Genomic DNA, 13,829 nt, shown 5'->3' with positions numbered 1-13,829 from the left:
AAAAAGCCCGTCAGATCGTCTGACGGGCTTTCTTAGTGCTATGATTTTAGATCTAGTCCCCCCTCTCCCTTGGGAGAGGGGGCTAGGGGTGAGGCACCCGCAAGGCCCGGCACAAGCTGAAGCTTATGCTACAGTTTTCTTTCCCGATATCGACAGCAGCACACTCAGCCCCACCACCAGCAAACTGCCGATGATGTTGAACCACAGGTAGCCGATATCGGTCTTCCAGAACAGCAACAGCACCACCGTCTGGGCCACGATGGCCGACCAGAACACGGCCGTGCCACCCACGCGCTTCAGGAAGAAGGCCACGATGAAAATCCCGAGGATGGTGCCATAGAACAGCGAGCCGAGGATGTTGACGGCCTGAATCAGGTTTTCGAGGCGGGCGGCGAAGGTGGCGAAGCCGATGCCGAGCACACCCCAGCCAATGGCTGCCCAGCGCGAAGCCCGCACGTTGTGGGCCTCATCCACGTGGGGGCGGCTGGGGCGGTACAGGTCGATGACGGTGGTTGACGCCAACGCGTTGAGTCCGGCTGCCGCCGAGCCCATAGCCGCCGACAGCACCACCGCAATCAGCAGCCCTACTAGGCCCTGCGGCATATTGTTGAGCACGAAGGTCAGGAACACGTAGTCGGTGTCTTTAGCTTCGGCCGAGGGCACGGCTTTTTTGATGAGAGCCTGGGCCCGGTCGCGTAGGCCGCGGGTGGCGGCGGTGGCGGCCTGCAGATGAGTTTCGGCGGCGGCCAGCTGGGCGGGGTCCTCGGTGTGCAGGGCCTCTACCAGCTGGGTGGTGGCTTGGCGGCGCGCCAGAAACAGCGTGGCGTGGGTTTGTTCCAGCTCGCGCAGCTGCGGGCCGTAGGTAGTGGAACGCGCCACCTGGTCGCGCACGGGGCGGTTGAAGGTGAGCGGCGGCGGGCTGAACTGGTAGAACACAAACAGCAGCACACCTACCAGCAGAATGGCAAACTGCATGGGCACCTTCACGAGGCCGTTCATGAGCAGGCCCAGGCGGCTTTCGGTCACGCTGCGGCCGGTGAGGTAGCGCTGCACCTGGCTCTGGTCGGTGCCGAAGTACGAGAGGGCCAGAAACAGGCCGCCCGTCATGCCCGACCAGAAGTTGTAGCGGTCCGTGGGGTCGAAGGTGAAATCGACGAGGTTGAGCTTGCCCTGGTGGCCGGCCACCTGCAGCGCTTCCTTGAAGCCGACTTCGGGCGGTAGGTAGTGCACCAGCAGGTAGCCGGCCACCACCATGCCCGTGAAAATCACGGCCACCTGGCCCTGCTGCGTCACCATCACGGCGCGGGTGCCGCCGGCCACGGTGTAGGCAATCATGATGCCGCCCAGCAGCCACACCGTGAGCATGATGTTCCAGCCCAGAATGGCCGACAGCACCAGCGCCGGCGCGTAGAGCGAGAGGCCGTTGCTGAGGCCGCGCTGCACCAGAAACAGCAGCGCCGCCAACGTGCGCGTGCGCCGGTCAAAGCGGCCTTCCAGGTATTCGTAGGCGGTAAATACTTTGAGGCGGTGGTAGATGGGCACCGCAAACAGCGCAATCAGCACCATGGCCAGGGGCAGGCCAAAGTAGAACTGAATGAAGCGCATGCCGTCGTCGTAGGCCTGGCCGGGCGTGCTAAGGAAGGTGATGGCCGAGGCCTGGGTGGCAATGATGCTCAGGCCCACGCCCCACCAGGAGGCGTCCCGGTCGCCGAGCAGGTAGGAATCCAGAGAGGCGCCGGCGCCACGCGTGCGCCACGCCCCGTAGCCGACAATAAACAACAGCGTGCTGCTGAGCACCAGCCAGTCGAAGGTACTCATGCAGCGAAAGCGCGGGTGAGGTAGGTGAAAAAGGCCACTTCCGCCACCAGCGCGCCCAGCACCAGCCAGTACCAGGCCCGCCACGAAGGCAGCAGCGGCGGCTTTTCAGATTCAGGGATAGCAGACATAGGAAACGAAGGTAAAGTAAACCATAGCAACACCCACTACAAAATGCGCCTTGCTTTGGTCAGGCAGCTTTTTCGATTCCCTGACCGACGGCGGCAGATACGAAGGCTACTTGCCCAACGACACCATATTGGTCAAGAGACGGTAGGCGCCCGGCACACCGGCGGGCAGCTCCCGGAACAGCGAAAGACCGGTGTAGATGTAATGGCCTTTGCCGTAGTCGGCGACGAGGATGGCGCTTTCCTTGGCTTTCTCGCCGGGGTCGTTGCTGCTGATGACGGTCTGGTACTTGGGGTCCCACTGGCTGGGGTAGTAGAGGCCCTGCTCCTGCACCCAGCCCTCAAAGTCCTTGCTGGTGATTTTGTTGGGCGTGTTGAGCAGGGGCTGCGTGGGGTTGAGGAAGGTGACGGGGGCGTTTTCCACCGTCACCCGGTCGGTGCTGAGGGTGAGCGGATAGGGGCCGATTTGGGGCAGCACGGTGCCGCGGCTCACCGCGTACTGCACCACCAGGTTGCCGCCCTGCTCCACATATTTCAGCAGCGTGGGCTGCAGTGTTTTGAGGCGGTCAAGGGTATTGTAGGCGCGCACGCCCAGCACCACGGCATCAAAGCGGCGCAGGTTCTGCTCGGTGAGGTCCTCGGGCTTCAGCAGGGTTACGGTGTAGCCGATCTGGCGCAGAGCGTCGGGCACCTCGTCGCCAGCCCCCATCAGGTAGCCAATTTCCTGGCCCTTGCGCCGCAAATCCAGCTTCACCAGCGGGGCCACGGCTTCGGGGAACAGGGTTTGGGTGGGAATGTGAGTGTAGGCAATGGTCTGGTAGCCGCGCGAATAAGCCTGTCCGTCCACAGTAGCCACAGCCCGCAGCTCCGATTTGCCTTCCTGTGCCCCCGCGCCGGGCTGCACCCGGAACTGCACGGTCTGCTCGGCGTCTTTGGTTCCCAGCTCGAACGGGATGCTGGCAGGCTCGGCCGTCCAGCCTTTGGGCAGGCTCAGGGCCAGGGTGCCGCGTACACCCGCCTTGCCGGCGCGCAGCGTCACGGGAACGGTTTTGGGCTGGTTATCGGCAAACACGTAGGCGTGGCCGCCCACGTTCACCATCACCGGCGGCACCACCGTCAGCGGACGGTACTTCTCCCCTTCCACCGGGTCGGTGCTTTTGTATTGGACGGGGACGGTGAACGTGATGGTATCCGTTGCACCACTCACGCCTTGCATCTGGCTTACATGCATTTTCACCTTTACCGTAGCTGCAGGTTGGTTTTCGGGCCTGCCTCGCTGTAGCTGATTGGGCACACTGTACAGACCCACTGTACCGGCTTGACTCAGCCAATAAGGCTCAGTCAGGGACTCAGAGGCAGACATTACCAGCTTCTTGCGAACTGTGAGCAGTTTCTCTCTATCCAGAAAGCGGCCAATTGTTGAATCCTGCCCGGCCTCTGGAAAACGCACTGACTCCAAGCGCACAAAATTGACTTTCCGATTAGCATCCGGTCCACGGCTCACTATGTCCAGATTAACAACCGCAGGCTGGCCAGACGCAACCTGTACCTGCATAGCACTGGCTTCTAAATGAAGCCCCATGCAGGCTTTCAACAGTGTTTCTGTTGAACTGAGTTTGTCCTTAGTCCAGAATTCCTGCTTTGCCGCATTGTGTAACGCCATCCGCACCTTCAGCAGTCCAGCCACACTCGCCGACGGATTGGCCGGGTCGTACTTGCGAATCACCTCGTCAATCATCTTCCCGATGGCCGCGCCGCCAGGCACCCTGTTCCAGGTCATATCCACGCCCTCGAACAGGTCGGTGGTGGCTTTGTCGCCTTTGAGGGGCTGGAAATACTCCAAGGCCTCGCCGCGCTGGGCGCTGCTACCGAAGCCCTGGCTGCGGTGCTGGGAGCGGCTGCGGGCGGCAATTTCGCCGTAGCTCTGCCCCAGCAGCGAGTTATAGCCGCCGGCATCCAGCTTCAGATAGCCGCTCATGTCCTCGCCGGCCTTCACGAAGAAGCTGCCGGTGTTCCAGAGCAGCCGCTTGGCCTGCCAGGGTTGCACGTATTGCAGCTGCTCGGGGAAACGCTTGGGGTCGGCGGCGGCCGAGAAGGCTTCGATGGCCAGCATGGCCGAGGCCGTGTGGTGGCCGTGGCCGGCGCGGCCGTCGGGCGGGAAACGGGTAATCATGACGTCGGGTCGGCGCTGCCGGATCACCCACACCATATCGGCCAGCACCTGCTCCTTGTCCCAGATGGTGAAGGTTTCCTCGGGCGTTTTCGAGAAGCCGAAGTCGTTGGCGCGGGTGAAGAACTGCCGGCCCCCGTCGATGCGGCGGGCCGCCAGCAGCTCCTGCGTCCGGATGACGCCCAACCCCTCACGCAGCTCCGGGCCGATGAGGTTCTGGCCGCCGTCGCCGCGGGTGCAGCTGAGGTAGCCGGTTTCCACGAGGCGGCCGTTGGCGAGGTAGGCAATCAGGCGGGTGTTTTCGTCGTCGGGGTGGGCGGCCACGTACAGGGCCGAGCCCAGCACGTTCAGCTTCTTCAGCCCCAGCAGAATTTCACTGGACGACCATGTTTTGGGGGCCTGGGCGGCGGCTGTGCCAATTAGTAATGAAGAATTAGTAAGTAGGAATGCCGACAGGACGGCGCGGAACAGGCGAGTACGCATATAGTAGGGCAGCTTGAGGGCGTGAAGATAAGCCGCCCCGGCCGACCCTGTCCGGGGAAGCCGAACGAGTGGTACCACGAGTTGCCCGCAGGGCCTCGTGGTACCACTACCGTTGAACGGCGCGGCTGGTTGTCGTTCAGCGGTAATGGTACTACGACTGGAAAAAGTCGTAGTACCACACCAGCCACTATATCCTCATGCGTCCGGGCGGGCGGAACTGTGTCTGTGGGGTTGAAGTTGGCAGGTGATGATCGTGAAGACCCTGCCTGCGTATAGGCCTCTTTTAGTATCCGCTCGCTATCTGCTGATGACGTTTTCCGTTCCTTCCCGCCTGCGCCTGCTGGGCCTGGCCCTGCTGCTGCCACTGCTGGGCACGGCCCAGAATGCCGTTTCCACTGCCCCACAACCCGCCGTGCCGCCGCAGCAGTGGTACCTGCTCGACCCGGCCGCCGACGGCGTGATGGGCGTGAGCGTGCGCAAAACCTACGACGAGCTGCTCAAAAACCGACCCTCGACCTCGGTGGTGGTGGCCATCATTGATGCCGGCATCGACACGGCCCACGCCGACCTGCGGCGCCTGCTCTGGACCAACCCGCGCGAAATTGCCGGCAACGGCCTCGACGACGACCAGAACGGCTACGTCGACGACGTGCACGGCTGGAACTTCCTGGGTGGCGCCGACGGCCGCAACGTGGACGTGGAAACCTACGAGGATACCCGCCTTGTGGCCCGCCTCCGGCCGCTCTACGAGGGCAAAGCCCGCACCGCCGTGCCCGCCGCCAAGCGCGCCGAGTATGATCTGTATCAGAAAGTAAAAAAGACCCAGGCCGACAAGATTGCCGAGAACAAGGAGCAAGCCGCCTCCCTCGACCAGGCCTACACGCTCAATAAAAAGGGCGCCGACAACCTGCGCGAGGCCCTCGGCCTGGCCCGCCTCGATACGGCCAGCCTGCGCGCCGCCACCCCCACCGACCCCAACCTCTACCGCGCCGCCCTCAGCCTCTACGCCAACCTGCGCTCCGCCGGCTACGCCGACCTGGAATCGGTGCTGGCGGATATGAAAGAGGGCCTCGACGACAGCCGCAGCCAGCTGGAGTTCAGCCTCAACCCGGCCTTCAACCCGCGTGCCAGCATCATCGGCGACGACCCCACCAACACCCAGGACCGCCGCTACGGCAACCGCGACAACCACGGCCCCGACCCCATGCACGGCACCCACGTGGCCGGCATCATCGGCGCCGACCGCACCAATATGCTCGGCATCCTCGGCATTGCCGACAACGTGCGCCTTATGGCCGTGCGGGCCGTGCCCAACGGCGACGAGCGGGACAAGGACATTGCCAACGCCATCCGCTACGCCGTGGATAACGGGGCCAGCATCATCAATATGAGCTTCGGCAAGTACTACTCGCCACAGCGCGAGGCCGTGGATGCGGCCATGCGCTACGCCGCCACTAAAGGCGTACTGCTGGTGCATTCGGCCGGCAACGAAAACGACGACATCGACGTGAACGTGGAGTTTCCGTCGCCGGTGTACCCCGATGGCCAGCCCGTGCCGAACATGATTACGGTAGGCGCCAGCGCCCGCCTCAACGACCAGCACCTCGTGGCCGACTTCTCCAACTACGGCCGCAAGAACGTGGACGTATTCGCGCCCGGCAACCAGATCTACTCCACACTGCCCGGCCAGCAGTATGGCAACAAAAGCGGCACCAGCATGGCCTCGCCGGTGGTGTCGGGCATGGCGGCGGTGCTGAAGTCGTACTTCCCTACGCTCACTGCGGCTGATCTAAAGCGCATCATTCTGCAGTCGGCGGTGGTGTATCATACCAAGGTGCTCAAGCCCGGCACCCGCAAAACGGTGGATTTCGCCGAGCTGTCGCGCACCGGCGGCCTCGTGAACCTCTACCGCGCCGTGCAGCTCGCCGACGCCGAGGCGGCCAAGTAGCTCGCCCGCAACAATAGCAAAGCCCCGTGGCAACGACAGATCTGAACTGTCGCCGCTACGGGGCTTTTTGATGGTTGGCGAATTTGGTCGGCTTCTGGTACGCGGTTAGTTGGCTCCGCCGGTTAGCCAGCGCCGGGCTGGTGGCTCGTTGCCTACGGGTGTCGCCACGGGTATCGGCATCAGCCGCGCCCCGGCGGGCGGGCCCCACGGGTTGAGGCTGGCCGTGCCGGGCAGCAGCGCCAGCAGCAAGCAGGCCGGCACATTCACGACGGGTACCAGCAAAGCCAGCGCGTACCAGCCGCTCAGGTACAGATCGTGGAGGCGGCGCACCGAAAGCAGCGCCGCCAGCGCCGTGCTGACGGCCAGTACCAGCCCGGCCAGCAGCACCTCGTACCAAGCCTGCGGAGCCGACAGAAATGAGGTCGGCAGCAGCGGCACCAGGGCCAGCAGCAGCCGCAGCGCATAGTCGGAGCGGCCCAGGCGGCCCTGTAGAAAGTCGTATTGTTTCATGGCAAACAGGCGAGTGAAAACGCGGGCCGCTACCCCCGCTAATACTGGCGGCTGCCACTCCCAAAATCCGGGCCAAGTCCGGCGTATTTGCGCTATTATTCAACATTCGGGCAGGGTGGGCGTATGCTATAAGACGCCTTACCCCCGCCGCTATGCTCATACCTCAACTTATTTTCCTGGATAAACTTCGCAACAAAACCACCCCCGACGCCCCGCCGGGCAAGCCGAAACGCCGCCTCAAGCGGCGCCCGCACCGCACGGCCGCCGCGGCCCGCCGCTGGTTCCGGCACCACCTATTCAGCGCCATGTACCTAGCCCTGGGCGTACTGTCGGCCGCTTTTGGGCTCAAAGCCTTCCTGCTTCCCAACGACTTCATCGACGGCGGCGTGACAGGCATTTCGCTGCTGGTGCGCCAGCTTACCGGCCTGCCATTGTCGTTGCTGATTATCGTCATTAACGCGCCGTTTATCGTGATGGCCTACTTCCAGATGGGCCGCACGCTGGCCCTGAAGTCGCTGGGCGCTATTCTGGCGTTGGCGGCGGTGCTGCTGGTGGTGTCCTTCCCTACCCTGACCCAGGACAAGCTGCTGATTTCCGTTTTCGGGGGCTTTTTCCTCGGGGCCGGCATCGGGCTGGCCATGCGCGGCGGCGGCGTGCTCGATGGCACCGAAATCCTGGCCGTGTTCCTGAGCAAGAAAACCAGCCTCACCGTCGGCGACATCATCCTGCTGTTCAACATCGGCATCTTCGCCGTAGCGGCCTATGTGCTGTCCATCGAAACGGCACTGTACTCCATCTTGGCCTACCTTTCGGCCGCCAAAACCATCGACTTCCTGATTGACGGCATTGAGGAATACACCGGCGTCACCATCATTTCGGGCCGCTCCGATGCCATCCGGCGCATGATTACCGAGAAGCTGGGCCGCGGCGCTACTGTGTACATGGGCAAGCGCGGCTACGGCACCCACGGCGACCAGCCCAACCCCGTTGAAATTGTGTTTACCGTCGTCACCCGCCTGGAACTCTCGCGCCTCAAAGGCGAAATCGACCAGATCGACCGGCAGGCGTTCATCGTGATGCACAGCGTGAAAGACACCAAAGGCGGCATGATCAAGAAACGGCCGCTGCACTGAGACTGAGGGAAAATGAACGTCATGCAGAGCGGAGCGAAGCATCTCGCGTGCTGATGTTGGATTGCTAATCAGAATCAGCACGCGAGATGCTTCGGCTGCGCCTCTACATGACGTTCTACCATTTCACCTTTGCGTTTCGCGGCTACCTTTGCAGTATGGCCGCACCGCTCCTCCTGCAAGACCTCTACATCTACCCCGTCAAGTCGCTGGGCGGCATTCGGGTAACCCAGGCCGAGATAGAGCCGCGCGGCCTGCGCCACGACCGCCGCTGGTTGCTGGTAGATGAGCGCAACCAGTTCATGACCCAGCGCCAGACGCCCGATATGGCCCTGCTGCGGGTGTCGCCGGCCTACAACGGCTTCCTGCTCACGCACGCCCAGCGCCCCGATCTGCTGCCGCTGTACGTGCCCTTCGAGGCCACGCCCGAGCGTACGCTGTTCGTGACCATCTGGGACGATATGGTGTTTGCCTGGCGCGGCACCCGCGCCGCCGACGAGTGGGTGAGCGAGGCCCTGGGCCGCCCCTGCAAGCTGGTGTATATGTCGGATATGGCCCGCCGCGACGTGGAGCCCGACCTCAACCCCGAAGGCCAGCTCGTGAGCTTTGCCGACGGCTACCCCTTTCTGCTCATCGGCCAGAGCGCCCTCGACGAGCTCAACGGCCGCCTCGCCGAGCCCGTACCCATGGACCGGTTCCGGCCCAACCTCGTGTTCAGCGGCGGCGCCCCGTTTGAGGAAGACACCTGGGCCGAATTCCAGGTGGGCGACGTGCCGTTCCGGGCCGTGCGCGCCTGCGGCCGGTGCGTGCTCACAACCATCGACCAGCAGTCGGCCGAGAAAAGCGCGGCCGGCGAGCCGCTGCGCACGCTGGCCACCTACCGCACCCAAGGCAGCAAGGTGATGTTCGGGCAGAACGTGACCGGCCCCGGCCGCGGCCTGCTCCGCGTCGGCGACACCCTACAGGTACTAAACCTGAAATAAGTCCGCCTGCCTTATTGCCTGATTTGCTGCCAGAGGCTTTTTGGGCAGCAATGAGGCAGCATAATGCCGTTTAGTTATCAGACTATTTTCAGCAGTTTGTACATATCCTTGAAATATGTACATTTGCTAATTCTTACGCTTTTTCTTGTGTTTTAAGAAGATCAGGCAGGCTTGTTTCAGTCTACCGTCTGATCGGAATACCGTCATAATACCCTTCCGCGCTACAATCTGCACTACCCGGCATGGCTGCATGCCGGTGGGCCCACGGGCCGCACACCTGTTGTTCCTCTCCTTACTGCTCCCCTATGACGCGTACGCTCGCCAGCCGGGTTATCGTTCTGCTTCTGTTTTTGGCGGTTGCCCTCCCCCGGGTTGGCGCATCCCAAACCATTTCCAGCGCCCGGCTGCACGCCCCCTGGGATGAGCTGCTGCACCAGTACGTAACGCCCGAAGGCCTCGTAAACTACCAGGGCCTGCTGGACGAAGAAGACAAGCTACTCGACTACCTGCTGGCCCAGCGCAAAGTTTCGCCCGAAGCGGCCGGCTGGTCGGCGGCCGAGCAGGAGGCCTACTGGATCAACATCTACAACGCTGCCACCGTGTACATGGTGCTGCAGTATTATCCGCTCAGCAACGTCAACGATATCCGGCTGAAAGGGAAGGTGCACTCGCTGTGGGAGGCGCCGAGCGTGCAGGTGGGCGGCCAGGAGTATTCGCTCAACCAGATTGAGCGCGAAAAGCTGACGGCGCGCTTCCAAGACCCGCGCCTGCACTTTGCGCTGGTGCAGGGCGCCATGTCGGGGCCGCAGCTGCTGCCCGAGGCCTACGAGGGTGCGCAGCTGGCGCAGCAGCTGGAGCGCCAGACCCGGCGCTTCCTCAACGACCCGGCCCGCAATGTGCTGGCGGGTGCCCAGCCCCAACTGTCCAGCCTGTTCAACTTCTACGCGGCCGAGTTTGGGAGCCGCACGCAATTGCTGGAGTTCGTCAACCGCTACGCGCCCATGCCGGTAGCGGCCACCGCCCCGATTGAGTTTCTGCCCTTTAGCTGGGCCCTCAACGACCGGCAGCCGTTATCGGCTACCCAGGCCCTGCACAAATAAGCGGGCAAACCACGTCCCTGAGCGCATCTGAATAGCCGGCCTGTCGTATCAAGGTCAGCTTTTCACTTATTTCTGCCTCATGGACCGAGCCCTGGTGCTGGCGTTTCTGCGCGAGCTGGCCACCCACAACCACAAAGCCTGGATGGACGAGCACCGGGCTGACTACCAGCAGGCCCGCGCCGAATTCACGGCGCTGCTGGGCGAGCTACTCAATGGCCTGCAACAGTTTGAGCCCGGCATCCGCGGCCTCACGCCGGCCGATGTGATGTACCGCCTGCACAAAAACGACCGTTCGCAGCGCGACCCCGAAACCTACAAGCGCCACATGAGCGCTGGCCTCAAGCCCGGTGGTCGCCACAGCCCCTGGGCCGGCTACTACGTGGTGCTGGAGCCGGGCGGTGAGTCATACGTGGGGGCCGGGCGCTGGGAGCCCGAGCCGCAGCAGCTGGCCCGCATCCGGCAGGAAATCCACTACAACGGCCCCGCCTTCCACGCCCTGCGCCAGCACCCCGAATTCCAGCGCCACTTCCCCGCCGGCCTAGACCCCGCCGACGCCCTCAAAACCGCCCCCAAAGGCTACGACCGCCTCGACCCCGACATTGAGTGGCTGCGCCTCAAGCGCTTCTTTGTATGGCGCGCCATCCCCGATGCCGAGGTGCTGCGCCCCGACTTCCCGGCCCGCGTGCTGGAAGCCTGGCGCGCCGCCCAGCCCTTCGTCCGTTTCCTCAATGAGATTATGAAGGATTAGGGATTATGTGAAAGGCCCCGCCGGGTTACGGCGGGGCCTCTTTTTTTCTGTTCATTCGGGCCTAATCCCTAAAACCTAAACTCTAAAACAGCCCAAACAAGGTGCTGTTGATGCTTTCGATGATGCCGCTCAGGTCTTCGGGGTTGCTCACGTAGTCGAGGTTGTTCACGTCGATGATAAGCAACTTGCCGTGCTTGTAGCCGCTGATCCACTCCTCGTAGTGCTCGTTGAGGTGCTTGAGGTAGTCGATCTTGATGTTGTTCTCGTAGTCGCGGTTGCGGCGCTCAATCTGCTGCACCAGCTTGGGCAGGTCGGCACGCAGGTACAGCAGCAGGTCCGGCGGATCCACCATGCTCACCATCGACTCGAACAGCCCCAGGTAGTTGCGGTAGTCGCGCTCGGTCATCAGGCTGGACTGGTGCAGGTTGGCCGCGAAGATGTGGGCATCCTCGTAGATGGTGCGGTCCTGAATGACGCCCTTGCTGGCCGCCTGCAGCTTTTTGATCTGCTGGGTCTGGCGGAAGCGGCTGTTGAGGAAATACACCTGCAGATGAAACGCCCAGCGCGGCATATCATCGTAGAAATCCTTCAGGTACGGATTGTGGTCGACGTCCTCCAGGAATACTTCCCAGTTGAAATGGTGGGCCAGCTTATTGGCCAGCGTGGTTTTGCCGGCCCCAATGTTGCCGACGATGGCAATGTGCATACGTCTGAGAGAAAAGGCGGCCAGCCGCCTTGGCCCGGCCCGAACCACAAAAGTACACAACCCGCCGCAAGTCGGCAGCAGCTGGCTGCCGGCTTTCCTCGCATATCTATTAAATCCTATATTTACCCCCTCTGTCCTGCCCTTCTTTCCCATGCCGGTCCCTCTTCCCTCCTTCTTTCCGCAGCCCGAATCAGAACACGCGCTTCCGACAGGCACCCAGCAATTGGGCTTCCTGCGCGATGAGCACGGCGCGCCTCTGCTGCGCCAGCTCTACTATGCGCCCGAGCAGCTACTGTGCGGCCAGTGGTTCGGCAACCTCACGGCCGAATCGGTTATTGCAGGCGGCAAAGCCTGCCTGCAGGGTATGCAGCAGCTGCGGCCGGCACTCGTGCTCAACGACAAGAGCGTAGCCACCGGCGACTGGACCGAGGCCTTGGACTGGCTGGAGTATGAATGGTTGCCGCTGGCCCAGCAGTACGGTATGCGGGCCTTCGCCTACGTTTTCTCGCCCGACATGCACAACCAGCTGGCGGCGCTGGAATTCTTCACCCGAGTCCGTCCGCACGTCGCCATCAAGCTCTTCTACGACGCCGACTCTGCCCACGCGTGGCTATTCACGTACCTGTAGCGCATACTGGCCCAAACACAAGCCGCCCCGGCAACGCACTGCAATAGTGTGCTGCCGGGGCGGCGTTTATAGGGGGCCTGCGGGCTTACTCAGCCATTACGCCTTTCACGTCGCGGGCTTTTTCCAGGGTACGGAACTCGCCCTGCCACGACCGGATGCGCACCCGCTCTTCCAGCGGCAGTTGCTCGCGCACCTGCTCGTAGCGGGCATTCAGGCGGCCTAGCACGGCGGAGGCGTTGCTCCAGTCGGCGGCGGTCCACTGGCGGCGCTGGGCGCGAGTGGCCTCGATGAAGCGGCCGTAGAGGTCGGGCAGCTCGGTGGCGCGGGCCCGGCTGATGGTCACGTTTTCACCCAACAGCCTGTTCTGCGACTGTTGCGCGGTTTCGGGCGTGCGGGCGGCGCGGTCGAGGCTGTCCTGGCGGGCCTGCCAGGAGCCGTAGCGCTTCTTCTGGATGTCGTATTCACGCTTGCCTTCCACGGTAAGGCTGTCCACAGCTTTGTCGATGCGCTTACTCTGGCGGTTGAATTCCTCGGTGATGCGCGGCGTTTCGCGGGCTACGTCGTCAGCGACGCGGCTCACTTTGTCGCTTACCCAGTCGGAAAAGATGCGCAGGTCGCGCTCCACGGCCGAGGCCGTGCTGCTGGCCGTAGGGCGGGTGGTGCTGGCGGGCGCTTTCGAGGCTGGCGCTTTGGAAGCAGGCGTTTGCTGGGCCACTGCGGCCGAAGCCGACAACAGTGCCGCGGCCAGTAAAAGGGAAAGTGGTTTCATGAGCATAGGGAAAAACGGGAGAACATCAGCAACGCTGACCGGCCGCCTGGCCGTATGCCTCAACAGGCAACTTCTGGCCCAAAAACGAGTGCGCGGGCGTTTTGGGTTCGGTTTTCCGTTATTTTATGCCGTTTTTGCGGCCTATGTCACGCGTTGAACCTGCTTCTGCTACCATCCGGGCGGCCACCACGGCCGATATTGCCACCATCGTTGCGCTGGCCGAAGCCACTTGGGAGCCCACCTACCGCTTCATCATCTCGAAGGAGCAAATCGACTACATGTACCGCGTGATTTACACGCCAGCCTCGCTGCAGCGCCAGATGACCGAGCAGGGCCACCAGTTTCTGCTGCTGCTGGATGCCGACCAGCAACCGGGCGGCTTTGCGTCGTACTCAGCCAAAGAGTTGGCCGGCGCCTACCACCTCAACAAGATCTACATCCTGCCCTCGCACCAGGGGCAGGGCTTTGGGCAGCGGCTGCTGCGGGCCGTGGAAACGGCCGTGCGCACAGCCGGCGGCCACATCCTGGAGCTGAACGTAAACCGCCACAACCCCGCGCTGGCGTTTTACGAGCACGAAGGCTTTGCCCGGCACCGCGAAGAAGACATTGCCATCGGCCCCTACTGGATGAACGACTACGTCATGCGCAAGGAGTTGCTGTAGCATATTCAGCCTGTGCCGCTCTCCAACCCATCCCAATAACTCCGCTTTG

At 62.8% G+C, this 13,829-nt stretch carries 13 protein-coding genes; 7 read left to right on the top strand and 6 right to left on the bottom strand.

Annotated features, from left to right (window positions below):
• Nucleotides 1–123: 123 nt before the first annotated feature.
• From O9Z63_RS02425 to O9Z63_RS02415, 3 genes are all read right to left on the bottom strand, one after another.
• On the bottom strand, nucleotides 124–1,818 hold the full coding sequence (locus tag O9Z63_RS02425) for a sodium:solute symporter (RefSeq protein ID WP_270127688.1): 1,695 nt from the start codon (nucleotides 1,816–1,818) through the stop codon (nucleotides 124–126).
• On the bottom strand, nucleotides 1,815–1,946 hold the full coding sequence (locus O9Z63_RS02420; RefSeq protein WP_269560167.1) for a hypothetical protein: 132 nt from the start codon (nucleotides 1,944–1,946) through the stop codon (nucleotides 1,815–1,817). The genes O9Z63_RS02425 and O9Z63_RS02420 overlap by 4 nt, the downstream gene beginning before the upstream one ends.
• A 106-nt stretch (nucleotides 1,947–2,052) precedes the next feature.
• Nucleotides 2,053–4,596: a PIG-L family deacetylase gene (locus O9Z63_RS02415; RefSeq protein WP_270127685.1), complete on the bottom strand. Its 2,544-nt coding sequence runs from the start codon at nucleotides 4,594–4,596 to the stop codon at nucleotides 2,053–2,055.
• A gap of 307 nt (nucleotides 4,597–4,903) precedes the next feature.
• On the opposite strand from O9Z63_RS02415, the gene O9Z63_RS02410 reads away from it, so the two are divergent.
• Entirely contained in the window at nucleotides 4,904–6,544 is a 1,641-nt protein-coding gene (locus O9Z63_RS02410) for a S8 family peptidase (RefSeq protein WP_270127684.1), read from the top strand.
• A gap of 105 nt (nucleotides 6,545–6,649) precedes the next feature.
• Here O9Z63_RS02410 and O9Z63_RS02405 read toward each other — a convergent pair whose 3' ends face one another.
• Nucleotides 6,650–7,054 (bottom strand): DUF805 domain-containing protein, encoded by a 405-nt coding sequence (locus O9Z63_RS02405; protein WP_270127682.1) that lies wholly within the window; start codon nucleotides 7,052–7,054, stop codon nucleotides 6,650–6,652.
• A 152-nt stretch (nucleotides 7,055–7,206) separates the two neighbouring features.
• Between O9Z63_RS02405 and O9Z63_RS02400 the strand changes: the two genes are divergently transcribed.
• The 4 genes from O9Z63_RS02400 (at nucleotide 7,207) to O9Z63_RS02385 (ending at nucleotide 11,015) form a co-directional block, all read left to right on the top strand.
• A complete protein-coding gene (locus O9Z63_RS02400; RefSeq protein WP_270127681.1) occupies nucleotides 7,207–8,187 on the top strand; it encodes a YitT family protein in 981 nt (326 codons plus the stop codon).
• A 155-nt stretch (nucleotides 8,188–8,342) separates the two neighbouring features.
• Nucleotides 8,343–9,167: an MOSC domain-containing protein gene (locus O9Z63_RS02395; RefSeq protein WP_270127680.1), complete on the top strand. Its 825-nt coding sequence runs from the start codon at nucleotides 8,343–8,345 to the stop codon at nucleotides 9,165–9,167.
• 305 nt (nucleotides 9,168–9,472) lie between these two features.
• On the top strand, nucleotides 9,473–10,267 hold the full coding sequence (locus tag O9Z63_RS02390; RefSeq protein WP_270127678.1) for a DUF547 domain-containing protein: 795 nt from the start codon (nucleotides 9,473–9,475) through the stop codon (nucleotides 10,265–10,267).
• Between the two features lie 79 nt (nucleotides 10,268–10,346).
• Entirely contained in the window at nucleotides 10,347–11,015 is a 669-nt protein-coding gene (locus O9Z63_RS02385) for a DUF2461 domain-containing protein (protein WP_270127677.1), read from the top strand.
• A gap of 82 nt (nucleotides 11,016–11,097) precedes the next feature.
• Here the strand turns inward: O9Z63_RS02385 and O9Z63_RS02380 are convergent, their stop codons facing one another.
• The gene (locus tag O9Z63_RS02380) at nucleotides 11,098–11,721 is read right to left on the bottom strand and encodes a deoxynucleoside kinase (protein ID WP_270127676.1); all 624 of its coding nucleotides are present in this window, start codon (nucleotides 11,719–11,721) and stop codon (nucleotides 11,098–11,100) included.
• A gap of 151 nt (nucleotides 11,722–11,872) precedes the next feature.
• On the opposite strand from O9Z63_RS02380, the gene O9Z63_RS02375 reads away from it, so the two are divergent.
• Nucleotides 11,873–12,349: a hypothetical protein gene (locus tag O9Z63_RS02375; RefSeq protein ID WP_270127675.1), complete on the top strand. Its 477-nt coding sequence runs from the start codon at nucleotides 11,873–11,875 to the stop codon at nucleotides 12,347–12,349.
• Between the two features lie 85 nt (nucleotides 12,350–12,434).
• Here the strand turns inward: O9Z63_RS02375 and O9Z63_RS02370 are convergent, their stop codons facing one another.
• Nucleotides 12,435–13,118, bottom strand: coding sequence for a hypothetical protein (locus O9Z63_RS02370; RefSeq protein ID WP_270127674.1), 684 nt, complete (start codon nucleotides 13,116–13,118; stop codon nucleotides 12,435–12,437).
• Nucleotides 13,119–13,261: 143 nt separating this feature from the next.
• Between O9Z63_RS02370 and O9Z63_RS02365 the strand changes: the two genes are divergently transcribed.
• Nucleotides 13,262–13,780 carry a GNAT family N-acetyltransferase gene (locus O9Z63_RS02365; protein WP_270127672.1) on the top strand — a complete coding sequence of 173 codons (519 nt, stop codon included), beginning with the start codon at nucleotides 13,262–13,264 and terminating at the stop codon, nucleotides 13,778–13,780.
• The last annotated feature ends 49 nt before the right edge of the window (nucleotides 13,781–13,829 follow it).

Origin of the sequence: Hymenobacter yonginensis, from assembly GCF_027625995.1 — a bacterium.
GTDB classification, from domain to species: domain Bacteria; phylum Bacteroidota; class Bacteroidia; order Cytophagales; family Hymenobacteraceae; genus Hymenobacter; species Hymenobacter yonginensis.
Note: the sequence above shows the minus strand (reverse complement) of the source record. Positions and strands in the feature narration are given on the sequence as shown.

Bases quoted from the DNA above. Each gene is read 5' to 3' on its own strand.
- O9Z63_RS02400 (WP_270127681.1), top strand. From the start codon at position 7,207: ATGCTCATACCTCAACTTATTTTCCTGGATAAACTTCGCAACAAAACC.
- O9Z63_RS02390 (WP_270127678.1), top strand. From the start codon at position 9,473: ATGACGCGTACGCTCGCCAGCCGGGTTATCGTTCTGCTTCTGTTTTTG.
- O9Z63_RS02370 (WP_270127674.1), bottom strand. From the start codon at position 13,118: ATGAAACCACTTTCCCTTTTACTGGCCGCGGCACTGTTGTCGGCTTCG.
- O9Z63_RS02375 (WP_270127675.1), top strand. From the start codon at position 11,873: ATGCCGGTCCCTCTTCCCTCCTTCTTTCCGCAGCCCGAATCAGAACAC.
- O9Z63_RS02425 (WP_270127688.1), bottom strand. From the start codon at position 1,818: ATGAGTACCTTCGACTGGCTGGTGCTCAGCAGCACGCTGTTGTTTATT.
- O9Z63_RS02415 (WP_270127685.1), bottom strand. From the start codon at position 4,596: ATGCGTACTCGCCTGTTCCGCGCCGTCCTGTCGGCATTCCTACTTACT.
- O9Z63_RS02380 (WP_270127676.1), bottom strand. From the start codon at position 11,721: ATGCACATTGCCATCGTCGGCAACATTGGGGCCGGCAAAACCACGCTG.
- O9Z63_RS02395 (WP_270127680.1), top strand. From the start codon at position 8,343: ATGGCCGCACCGCTCCTCCTGCAAGACCTCTACATCTACCCCGTCAAG.
- O9Z63_RS02410 (WP_270127684.1), top strand. From the start codon at position 4,904: ATGACGTTTTCCGTTCCTTCCCGCCTGCGCCTGCTGGGCCTGGCCCTG.
- O9Z63_RS02420 (WP_269560167.1), bottom strand. From the start codon at position 1,946: ATGTCTGCTATCCCTGAATCTGAAAAGCCGCCGCTGCTGCCTTCGTGG.
- O9Z63_RS02385 (WP_270127677.1), top strand. From the start codon at position 10,347: ATGGACCGAGCCCTGGTGCTGGCGTTTCTGCGCGAGCTGGCCACCCAC.
- O9Z63_RS02365 (WP_270127672.1), top strand. From the start codon at position 13,262: ATGTCACGCGTTGAACCTGCTTCTGCTACCATCCGGGCGGCCACCACG.
- O9Z63_RS02405 (WP_270127682.1), bottom strand. From the start codon at position 7,054: ATGAAACAATACGACTTTCTACAGGGCCGCCTGGGCCGCTCCGACTAT.